Genomic DNA, 12343 nt, shown 5'->3' on the forward strand with positions numbered 1-12343 from the left:
GATATTATTTACTTATTTACCCAACTATTCAATCTATTACTGTCTGTAAGGGTAAGATAATCGAGTTTGCTAACGAATGAGGTTTATTATTAAGCAAACGTTACCGTATCCTCCGGCGAATCACCCATTTGACTATCATTCGTGTAACGAGCATCAATTAGAAGCTAACTTGACTAACCATAAGTGACTCAATGAAATAATTGGACACGTCATTCACTATTCAGCCAAATGACACTATTCTCCTAAATAACATTGTTCTGCCAAATAACACTGCTCTGCCAAACGAAAAAGGCAGACCTAATGGCCTGCCCTTGTTTCTTTTCGTTTTTATCTAATCGCTAGTCTGTCGACGTGCAGTTTAGATTCAATAGCATCAATTCACGTAGTGCTACTGAGAACTTAGCAAACTCATGAACCGAACCTACTTTGAATTCGTTCAAGATGCTTTCCCAACGATGTAGAGAAACCGAATTGCTTTCCATCCAATCATCAAGCGCTTTAATCACATCAATATCTGAGGCACAACCGCAGTTAAGTACTTGGCCAGTTAGCTGACGTTGCTGCCAATCCAGATCTTCTCTGAATGCTGCACGCGCCAGTGCTTGCCAGTTGTTGTCTACTGCTTGGCCATTGATTTGCTTCAAGAACCAGTGCAAAGACAAGCGATCACCAAGATTGAAGTAAAGCTTAGACGCCTGTTGTACTGTTTTACCTGTTTCACGAGCTACTGTGGATATATCCAGTGCTGAGTACAAGCTAGACAAACGTGCGACGGAATTGGCTAACTCAGCGTTTACGCCTTGGTCAATCCATAGCTGTGCCATTGCGTTATGCTCTTCTACTTCAGAAGCCACTAGGTTTTCATCCAGTTTCTCTGTGATAGTAAGAACATCACCTTGGTAAAGTTCAATCAGAGCTTTCACTGACTGTTTACCAGTACGGTTTCTTAGCAACCAACGAGCCAAACGACGAAGTGTACGACGAACATGGTAGATCAATTCGTATTGAGCTTCGGAACTTGAAACATTGTCCAGTTCACGGATGCTCTTCAGAACTTTACCAAGACCGTAGATTTCACGAGATGCTGCGTAAGCATTTGCAATATCAACGATATTTGCACCCGTCTCTTCTTGCAGACGAGTAACAAAGTTACAACCCATTTCGTTAACCATTTGGTTAGCCAGTGCCGTCGCAATGATTTCAGAGCGTAGTGGATGGTTATCCATGTGCTGAGAATAGTTACGACGTAACGCTGTTGGGAAGTATTGCATAAGCTGTTGAGCATGGAATTCATCATTAGCGATATCATCACTAACAAGATCTTCTTTAAGCACCATTTTTCCGTAAGCAACAAGTACAGAAAGCTCTGGTCTTGTTAGGCCTTGGCCCTGCTTTTCACGCTCAAGTAGTGTTTCGTCGTCTGGAATGTATTCCAAACCACGATCCAAGTACCCTGCTTTTTCCATTGTATGAATAAAGCGGATTTGCTCTTTGACTAAGCCAACACCTTGATGCTCAGTAACCGAAATAGACTCAGCTTGGCAATATGCGTCGTCTAGTACGATTTCGCCAACTTCATCTTCCATCGATTCAAGCACTTGGTTACGTTGCTTAACGGTTAGATCACCATTAGATACTAACCCGTTCAGGAAGATCTTAATGTTTACTTCATTATCCGAACAGTCAACACCACCAACGTTATCAACGAAGTCGGTATTAACGCGGCCACCCGTCAGCGCGTATTCAATACGACCCAATTGAGTCATACCCAAGTTACCACCTTCACCAACAACCTTAGCTTTCAGGTCACGGCCATCGATACGAAGCACGTCATTTGCACGGTCACCAACATCAGTATGAGTCTCGTTTGAAGACTTAACGTAAGTACCGATACCGCCATTCCAAAGAAGATCAACCTGCATAGACAAGATCGCTTTGATCAAGTCATTTGGTGCCATTGATGCTTTCTTGGTACCCAGCATTTTCTGAATTTCAGGCGTCAAAGGAATCGACTTCGCTCTACGAGAGAAGATGCCACCACCTTGAGAGATAAGGTCTTTGTTGTAATCTTCCCAGCTTGAACGAGGCAGATTAAACAAACGATCACGCTCTACCCAGCTTGATGCTGATTCTGGATTCGGGTCAATGAAGATATGCATGTGGTTAAACGCAGCTTGCATGCGAATATGCTTAGACAACAGCATGCCGTTACCAAACACATCGCCCGCCATATCACCTACACCAATAGCAGTGAAATCCGTTGTTTGACAGTTGATGCCCATCTCACGGAAGTGACGCTTAACAGATTCCCAACCACCTTTCGCGGTAATACCCATCGCTTTATGGTCGTAACCGTTAGAACCACCAGAGGCAAACGCATCGCCTAACCAGAAGTTGTACTCATCAGACACTGAGTTTGCGAGATCTGAGAACGTTGCTGTACCTTTATCGGCAGCAACAACCAAGTACGGATCATCTTCATCGTGACGAACAACACTCTTCGGTGGGATAACCTCACCTTCAATAATGTTGTCTGATACATCTAGTAGTGCACGAATGAAACGCTTGTAACAACGTTGACCTTCAGCGAAGATTTCATCACGGCCAGACATCATGTGCTGACGCTTACAAACGAAACCACCCTTTGCACCAACCGGTACAATTACAGTGTTCTTAACTTGTTGTGCTTTAACTAGGCCTAGAATCTCAGTACGGAAATCCTCTTGGCGATCTGACCAACGTAAACCACCACGAGCGACTTTACCGCCACGTAGATGCACACCTTCAATGTCTGGTGCGTAAACAAAGATCTCAAACGCAGGAACCGGCGCTGGAATATCTGGAATCTCGCTTGGTCTCATTTTCAGAGCCAACCAAGGTTTAGACTGTTTGTTGTCATCTAACTGATAGTAGTTAGTACGAAGCGTTGCTGTGATCATTTCCATGTAGCGACGAATGATACGATCATCATCCAAGCTTTCTACATGATCCAACTGTTCAGTGATCTTCTTAATAAGATCTTGTTGGCCTTTCGCGCTGCCCTTCAATTTAGGATCAAAACGCTTGCCGAATAAGCTCACTAACCCTTTCGCTAGATCTGGGTAATGAGACAATGTGTCTTCAATGTATTGTTGGCTGAATGGGAAACCAACTTGGCGCATGTAACGCGCATACGCACGTAAGATTGAGATTTCACGTCCAGAAAGACCTGCACCCAATACCAAACGGTTGAAACCATCGCTGTCTAACTCACCCGCCCAAATCGCAGCAAAGGCTTGTTGGAATAGATCGCGAGCTTCACGAAGATCAATCGTCTTGTCACTCTTATGCAGCATCGAGAAATCAAGGATCCAATAAGTCACCCCATTGGTCTTGCGCACTTCATAAGGTGATTCACCAATAACGCGCAGGCCAAAGTTTTCAAGCATTGGCATCACATCAGACAAGTGAATCGGCTCATCACTGTGGTAGAACAATTTCAAACGAACGGCTTTAGAGTCTACCGCTTCTTCTTGAGGGCGGTAGAAAAGCATGCCAAGTTTGTTGTCTTCACTTAGTGCCTCTAGACGCTCGATATCTGCAACAGCAGAACCAGGCATCATGTCTTCTTTGTACGAACGTGGGAATGCACGCATGTACTCTTTCGATAATGGAAGACCTTTGCTCTCACCGAAGTTAGCAACGATTGATTCAGACAGGCGGTCATCCCACGTAGACGATACTTCCATTAAATTTTGCTCAATTGTTTTCACGTCCACATCCATGTTGTTGTTATCAACACGAACAATATAGTGCGTTCTTGCCAGTGGGCTTTCAGAGAAGTATGTCGTGAATTCGACTTCTTCTTCGCAACCAAAGTATTGCTTCAAGATGCGCTGGGTTTGACGACGAAGCTCGGTGTTGTAACGATCTTTTGTGACGTAAACCATACAGCTGAAGAAACGGCCAAACGGGTCTTTGCGAACGAACAAGCGCAGAAGATCACGATCTTGCATTTGTACAACGCCCGTACCGACTTCAAGTAGCTCTTCTTCTCGAGCTTGAAGCAGTTCATCACGCGGATAGTTTTCTAGAATATTGTGCAGTGCTTTGTAAGAATATGAACCCTTACGGTAACCACTTGCATCTAAAATACGCTCTACTTTCTCGCGAACTAGAGGAATGGTTTCAACGGTCTGGTTATAAACGGCAGAAGTGTAAAGACCGGTAAAGCGGTGCTCACCGATGACCTTGCCGTTTTTATCAAACTTCTTGATACCGATGTAATCATTGTAAGCTGGGCGGTGAATGCGTGAAGCCGTGTTGCCCTTGGTTACGATCAATACATACGGTTTTTTCGCTTCTAAGCGTGCCGAGTCAGAAAACTCAGACAGCTTAACGTTACGTACACGATCTGAATTTGCGAACAAACCAAGGCCTTGCTCCTTGGTAGGTTGTAGTTCAGTGTCGCCATTCACAGAAACAAGGTCGTATTCCTTGTAGCCCATAAACGTAAAGTTGTGCTCGCCTAACCAACGAAGGAACGCCAGAGTTTCATCAAAACGCTGACTATCAACTGGGATCGTCTCTTTTTGCTGTTCAACTTGATTGGTTACTTCTTCAAGTCTTTCTACCATTTGTAGCCAGTCATTAACCACAAGGCCAGTATCGGTAAATATATCCAGCAGCTCGGTTTTAAGCGCTGTCATTTCAGCTTTGCTACTAAGACGGTCAACCTCAATATGGAAAAGCGATTGGAATGCACCTTCATTGTTGCTGACACCAACAACACTTCCCTTATCAGAACGGGAGATTTGTGTTGGGTTGTGAAGCATAAGGTGAGAAGAGAGGTCGAGGCGAGTTAATGCCATTTTTACAGAATCAACGAGGAATGGGCTATCTGGTACCACTATCTCGACGATAGTGTGAGTAGATTGCCAGCCTTGGCGACTTACTGTCGGGTTAAAAACACGGACAGAGATTTCGTCGGCTTTCTTTTCATTGATGTGATGCCATAAGCTAACTACAGCACCGTATAAATCAGATTCGTTTCTCTGAGTCAGGTCGTCGTGAGAAACGTTACTAAACAAGTGTTGAGCAAGTTGAGTTACGAGAGGTCGATGAGCAAGGTCAAGTTTGTCTTGAATCAGTTTGTACACTTTTTCAAGTAAAACTGGAACCACAGTTTCACGTGCGGTCATAGTCACACTCCACAATTAGAATTATATTTTATTATTAGGGGGCTTACTTAAGCTAGTGTTTGAATTGAGCCGTTGAGCTCTTTCCTACTAACGAGTTAAGCAAAGGTAATGCATTCATTTATTGTAAAAGCATTATTGATAAATAGTTAATTGTTTTGGAGGTGGTAAGAGGTGAAATGTTTGATTATGTGATTAAGATTCCTTTTAACTCACTAGGCACGCTAAGGTTTACAGAGCTTCCAACTTAATAAACTTATTTTTTTGGTCAGTTGTCAGTCTAAACTGCCCTCTAACCCCTATTTGTGTAAGAAAAGGTCTGAACCGAGTTGCAGGTAACTGTAGGCGTAATCCAGTAGTCGTTATCACTTGGACTTTACTTGCCGCACCAGAATAGCTGGCCAAAAACTGCTGATATGAGATGTTAAGTTGGAAAATATAGCGATTCATACAATACCTGTGTAAATATACAGTGCCAGTACTTTTTGGCACTTAACGATGTCTGACTGTACAACTGAGCTTGAAACTGCTCTAGCTTATCGAAAATTCGATAACCCAGAAACAAAAAAATCAGTGGCAGATATTATCTACCACTGATGACTTTTTGTTATTAGTAAACCGTTTGTTAGCAAGCCGCTTATTAGCAAACCTCTTATTAACAAACAGTTACGTGAATGAGCGCGAGCTTAAGCCTCTAGTGCTTTTGCCACTTTCTCTAATAAGTCATTCGCTAGGTTGTCCATGTTCTTCAGCGTCTCAAGTTCTTTCTTGATTAGAGCTTGGCGTTCATCATCATATTTACGGAACTTAAGCAGCGGGTCAATCAAGCGCGAAGCCACTTGCGGGTTGCTGCTATTCAGCTCACGTAGGATCTCGCCAGCAAACGCATAACCTTGTCCTGACTTGTTGTGGAATTGAACCGGGTTCATATTTAAGAACGAACCAACCAAGTTGCGAGTACGGTTCGGGTTCTTCAAACTGAATGCTTGGTGTGACATAGACGCCTTGATCACCTCAAGTGCATTTGAACTTGGGTTTGTTCCTTGAAGAGCAAACCATTTGTCCATGACAAGACCATCATGTTTCCACTTGTCGCTGTAATCCGCCATTAAAGTTTCACGACATGGGAGTTGTGCACTGTTCGCCGCGCCCATTGCTGCCATTGTGTCTGTCATGTTGTTTGCTTGCTGGTACATAGCGACAACCAAGTCATCACCCTTTTCAGTATGAGCCAAGTAACTTAGACAAACTTTACGCAGAGTTCGCTTACCAATTGAATCATGGTCAATCGTGTATTCTGTTAATGCGTGAATGTGGTAAACCGCAGCAAGTTCATCTTCGAGCTCTTTCGCTAGAGTCACTTTCATCGCTTTCAATACAGATGCAACCGCATCGATATCGACACGCTCATACCAACCAGACACTTCATTATGACTTGGTAGAGAAAGCATCTCTGCAATAAACGCAGGTTCTAACGAATCGCTGAGTAATACACCACGGAATGCATCAACGACTTCAGAAGAAAGTGCAAACTTTTGACCTTGTTGAACGTTATCTACGTTGCTACGGATGTATTTCGCTAGCAGCATTTGCCCTGCATCCCAACGAGAGAATTCGTTACGAGCATTCACCATCAAGAAGATCAGCTCTTCGTCTGAATAATTGTATTCAAGTTTCACTGGCGCAGAAAACTCACGCAGCAGAGATGGAACTGGTTGCTCTGAAACGTTTTCAAACACGAACGTTTGTTCCGCTTCTTTCACATCTAATACATTGTGAACTGGCTGACCGTTACATTGTAACTCAATCACTTCACCTGACGCTGTGTATAGCTCGATATCTAAAGGGATATGCAGAGCTTGCTTTTCAGTTTGCTCATGAGTTGGCGCTGTTACTTGGCGAGTCGTTAACGTGTATTCTTTTTTCTCTGCGTCGTAATGGCTTTCAACAGAAAGTGTCGGGGTACCTGATTGTCTATACCATAAACGGAACTGAGACAGGTCAACACCCGATGCATCCTCCATTGCCGCTACGAAGTCTTCACACGTTGCAGCCGTGCCATCGTGACGTTCAAAGTACAGCTTCATGCCTTTCTGGAAACCTTCCTCACCCAACAATGTGTGGATCATTCGGATCACTTCACTGCCCTTTTCGTATACCGTCAATGTGTAGAAGTTGTTCATTTCTATCACTTTTTCAGGGCGAATTGGGTGAGACATTGGGCTCGCATCTTCAGCGAATTGTGGGCCGCGAATAATACGAACGTTATTGATGCGGTTTACTGCACGAGAACCAAGATCAGAAGAAAACTCTTGGTCACGGAATACCGTTAAACCTTCTTTCAAGCTTAACTGGAACCAATCGCGACACGTTACTCGGTTGCCAGTCCAGTTATGGAAATATTCGTGACCGATAACCGCTTCTATACCTAGGTAATCTGTATCAGTTGCTGTTTGGTCATTTGCTAAAACGAACTTAGAGTTGAATACGTTCAGGCCTTTGTTTTCCATCGCACCCATGTTGAAGAAATCAACGGCTACGATCATGTAGATGTCTAAGTCATACTCAAGATTGAAACGCTCTTCGTCCCACTTCATTGAGTTAATCAAAGAAACCATCGCGTGGTTTGCGCGGTCTAGATTGCCTTTGTCGACAAATATTTCTAGATCAACATTACGACCTGATTGTGTGGTGTATGCGTCACGAAGTACATCGAAGTCACCCGCAACTAAAGCAAACAAGTACGCTGGTTTTGGATGTGGGTCTTGCCATTTCACCCAGTGACGACCGTTTTCAGCTTCGCCTTCATCGACACGGTTACCATTACTTAATAAGAATGGGTTTTCAGCTTTGTCTGCGATGACTGTTGTCGTGAATTTCGCCAACACATCTGGGCGATCCATGTAGTAAGTAATTCGGCGGAAACCTTCAGCTTCACATTGAGTACAGAACGCACCACCCGATTTGTACAGACCTTCAAGTGCGCTGTTCCCTTCAGGGTCAACTTCCGTAACGATCGTTAATGTAAAATCTTTCGGAAGATCATTCAAAGTAAGTAGAGTTTCAGACTGTTCGAACTGCGCCCACTCCTTACCTTCAACCAAAACAGACACCAACTTCAAGCCTTCACCATCAAGTACTAATGTCGAGCTTTCCTTCTCCTGCTTAACACTAGAAACAGCGGTAATGATGGATGCTGAATCGTACAAATCGAAAGTAAGATCGATTTCAGAAATAGTGTGAGATGGTGATTGATAATCTTTACGATACTTGGCTTGAGGTGTATGTGCCATGACGGGTTCCTTTTGATCGTTATACGTAATTATTTTTTAACTGTATATATCTAAAGGTTGAGCGCCAATAAAACAAGGGGAATATTAAAAAAAGGAGGCATTGTAGGAAAATGCCTCCATGTTTTGCTATTTTATCAATCAAATCAGACAGGAACGGCTAAGAAATGAACTGTGAACCATATTATCAACGAGCCCGACTTTACAGCGAGATATAGTGCTTAACGAATGCGATTGAGCACCGCAAACATGTCTCCTTCTTCACCTTGAAGCGTCAACACATCACTGTTCAGTGTGTAACGAGTACCGTGTTCGCCATTTTCATACAGCAGTACTAACTGGTCGCCTTCGGTGTAATACACTCCGCGACGAATGACTTCCCCCCCTTCTTCATCGGACACTCGGAACATGAAGATAAAGTCAGGCTGAAGCACTAAATCCATTTTTTGAATGTTACTGGCACGCAAATCGCTCCCGGAAAGTTCTGCGCTTGACCATATTCCCGCCAGGGCGTTGGGCAAGGCTTTGGTGAACATCACACCGTTGAGATTCAGCATATTGTGATTACTGCTGTAAGCGTAAACCTGAGGCTCAGAAGTATTTAAACCCAAAATAATCGTGTCTTCATTGGCGTTATACAAACCTTCCCAATGGTCGACACTATAGTCTTTCTTCTGAATATCAATAGAGAAAGAGTAGTTTGAATCGAGAGTCAGTTTGATTGCTCTAAAGTTTTCAGTACCTTGCTCAGGATCTGGGTTCATCAAATACCAATCACCAAGCAACAGAGGTAGGTCAAAATGAGATAGATTGCTATCACTTTTTGGTTGTTGATCGCTCGAAGCAGCTACCTCACTCCCAAAAGCAACAAAACTTAAACAAGATAAAAATAGTAGAATCCATTTCATACGCGCCCCCTCGTTTTCTTTAAGCTTAGGCACGTAATGAATAGAAAGCGAAAAAATATGATCCAAGTCACTAAATTTTAAGTGCAAAGTAACTTAAATGTCATTATTCGATGCAAAGTAGAGCTAAATGACCCTGAGTATTGAGTGTTCTTTGCGACAATCTCAACGGTTACAATCAGGTATTCCTGTCAAATCATAGACACAAAAAAAGCGAGCCTAGGCTCGCTTTTTAAATTGTGCATCTTTAAACAATCACCTTTAACAGATATTTGCTCTATTTCTTGATCATATCCAGCATGATAGCAACAGACTCATCAAGATAAGCATCCGGGGCTTCATAGTCTTTAGGAATATCATCTAACGTTTTAAATGCCTCTAATTTAGCGGCCTTTTGACGTTGGTTAATACGATCTAGACGAAGCGTATCCGCATCATCGCTCTCTTGCTGACGTACCTTTTCATTCAAAGAAAGGTCGTTATCGTCTTTATCTGCCTTATATTTTTCAATATCTTGCGCAATAAAGCCGAATTCCATGTCAGTAGCAATGCGAGCTTGATGTTGGGCAGTCAAAGCAATTATTTCTTCATCGTTACGCTGTAACACTGAATAATTTGCTTTATCAATACTGTCCCAAGGCAGAGCATTATCTTCAACACTTTCACCGGTATCAGCAGGATCAATTGGCGTTGGGTAAGCAATATCAGGCACTACACCTTTGTTTTGCGTACTGCCACCATTGATTCGATAGAATTTCTGGATTGTGTATTGAACATAGCCCAACTCTTTATCGAATAAATCATAGATATGATTCAAAGAGCGATGTTGTTGCACCGTTCCTTTACCGAAAGAGTTTTCGCCAAGAATGATTGCACGACCGTAATCTTGCATCGCTGCCGCAAAGATCTCAGAAGCTGAAGCACTGTAGCGATTGACCAATACCGTTAGTGGGCCTTGGTAACTAATTTCGCCATCAGTATCACTGTTCACTTTGACACGACCGTAGCTATCACGCACCTGAACAACGGGTCCCTCTTTGATAAACAAACCAGAGAGTTCAGTTGCTTCAGTGAGTGCACCACCACCGTTGTTTCTCAGATCAACAATAATGCCTTCAACACCTTGCCCTTTAAGCTCAGTGATCAGTTTGTCTGTATCTTTAGAAAGACCAACATAGAAGCTGGGTACTTCTAGTACACCAATCTTCTTGCCATCTTTCTCGATAACTTCTGATTTAACAGCGCGGTCTTCTAAACGAATCTTATCGCGTACAATTGTGACAACGTGACTTTTTGCATCTTTACCATCTGGCAGGATCTGTAGCTTAACTTTGGTCCCTTTCGGTCCTTTGATTAATTGCACTACATCGTCTAAACGCCAGCCGATAACATCAACAATCTCTTCGCCATCTTGACCAACACCAACAATACGATCGCCGTCGCTCAATTGCTTGCTGTTTGACGCAGGGCCACCAGCAACGAGAGATCGAATAACGGTGTAGTCGTCAGTCATCTGAAGTACAGCACCAATACCTTCTAGAGATAGATTCATCTCTGATTGGAATTGCTCTGCATTTCTTGGAGAAAGGTAGCTGGTGTGAGGATCAACTTCACGCGCAAATGCGTTCATGTAGATTTGGAAAGCATCTTCATTATGCGACTGCGTGATACGCTTCATCGCATTGTTGTAACGCTTTTCCAAAACTTCTTGAATCTCTGGCCATTCTTTACCAGTAAGTTTTAGGTTCAACGCATCGTATTTAACACGCTTCCTCCAAAGCTCATTCACTTCGGCGATATCTTTTGGCCATTTCGCTTCATTGCGATTGAGCTCAATACTTTCATCGGTATCAAACTTAATCTCAGTGTCTAGCAAAGACAGCGCATACTGAAAACGTTCAAAACGCTTCTGCATAGAAAGATTATAAACATCGAAAGCAATCTGGTTATTACCCGCTTTCAGCTGATCATCAATTTGAACAGATGATGAGGAGAAAGAGTCAATATCAGCTTGAGTGAAGATATTACGATTATAATCCAGCATCTCTAAATAACGATTAAAGATAGCTTGAGAGAAATCATCGTTGAGATTGAAGTGTTTATAGTGAGAACGAGTAAATCGAGAAGTAACACGTTTACTAGCAGTTTCGTGTTGGGCCTCAGGAACGAGTAAAGGTAAATCGTCCTGATCTAATTTGGCTTCAAGAGCCTGAGCTGAAGCTGCTAGACAAAAGCTAGCAGCAATCAGTGTCAATTTTGAACGGCATTTCATGCGTAGGAGTATCTCCTTTAAGCGCGCAAGTGCTCCGCTTTAACAACCATTTGTAGGCCGTTTGCTAACTGAACACGCACATCTTCCTTATTGATTTCAACAATGGTCGCAGCCATGTTTCCTGTGCCCATGTTCACATTTACTTCTTTGCCAGCGATGAATTCGTCAGCGTTCAAAGCGCGTGTTTCTACAGGCTTTTCTACTTTCGGTGCTTTAGGCGCTTGACGACGAGGCTGTTGAGCTTTCTTCGCCTTAGCTTTCGCTTTGCCTTCTTCACGAGCTTTCTGTGCTTGTTCTTTACGACGAGCCTGAACTTTCGCTTTGCTTTCTGCAAGTGTAGCCTTAGCGTGCTCAACGTGCTCTTCTTCTAATGTGCCACACGCGTTGCCGTCTAGGTCAACACGATCTGCACCAGCTTTTACGCCGTGCAGGTAACGCCATGATGATGTGTACTGTCTTAACGCTGCACGAAGCTGAGTCTTACTTACTTTTTCGTCTTCATTTAGACGTTCAGCAAGATCTTGAAAAATACCAATTTTAAGTGGTTTTGCTTCACCTTCTAGAGTAAAGCATTTAGGGAAACATTCAGCAATATATGCGATAACTTCTTTGCTGTTTTTTAACTTTTCAGTGTTTTCCATGTGGGTTCCTGGTTTTTGCGGTTTTCCGCGAGCATTAAGAAAATATTTTTACGTATTA

Annotated in this window: 6 protein-coding genes; all 6 read right to left on the minus strand. The window is 43.0% G+C overall.

Annotated elements, in window-relative coordinates; all coding sequences use genetic code 11:
• Positions 1-338: 338 nt before the first annotated feature.
• Entirely contained in the window at positions 339-5180 is a 4842-nt protein-coding gene (locus DUN60_RS06935) for an NAD-glutamate dehydrogenase (RefSeq protein ID WP_114633581.1), read from the minus strand.
• Between the two features lie 228 nt (positions 5181-5408).
• On the minus strand, positions 5409-5627 hold the full coding sequence (locus DUN60_RS06940; RefSeq protein ID WP_004733645.1) for a DUF2835 domain-containing protein: 219 nt from the start codon (positions 5625-5627) through the stop codon (positions 5409-5411).
• Positions 5628-5863: 236 nt separating this feature from the next.
• The gene (pepN, locus tag DUN60_RS06945; protein ID WP_114633582.1) at positions 5864-8470 is read right to left on the minus strand and encodes an aminopeptidase N; all 2607 of its coding nucleotides are present in this window, start codon (positions 8468-8470) and stop codon (positions 5864-5866) included.
• Positions 8471-8688: 218 nt separating this feature from the next.
• A complete protein-coding gene (locus tag DUN60_RS06950; protein ID WP_065205175.1) occupies positions 8689-9375 on the minus strand; it encodes a hypothetical protein in 687 nt (228 codons plus the stop codon).
• Between the two features lie 274 nt (positions 9376-9649).
• On the minus strand, positions 9650-11644 hold the full coding sequence (gene prc, locus DUN60_RS06955) for a carboxy terminal-processing peptidase (RefSeq protein ID WP_065205174.1): 1995 nt from the start codon (positions 11642-11644) through the stop codon (positions 9650-9652).
• 17 nt (positions 11645-11661) lie between these two features.
• Entirely contained in the window at positions 11662-12285 is a 624-nt protein-coding gene (proQ, locus tag DUN60_RS06960) for an RNA chaperone ProQ (RefSeq protein WP_054547712.1), read from the minus strand.
• Positions 12286-12343: the final 58 nt, after the last annotated feature.

This window comes from Vibrio splendidus (assembly GCF_003345295.1).
Taxonomy (GTDB): Bacteria; Pseudomonadota; Gammaproteobacteria; order Enterobacterales; family Vibrionaceae; genus Vibrio; species Vibrio splendidus_K.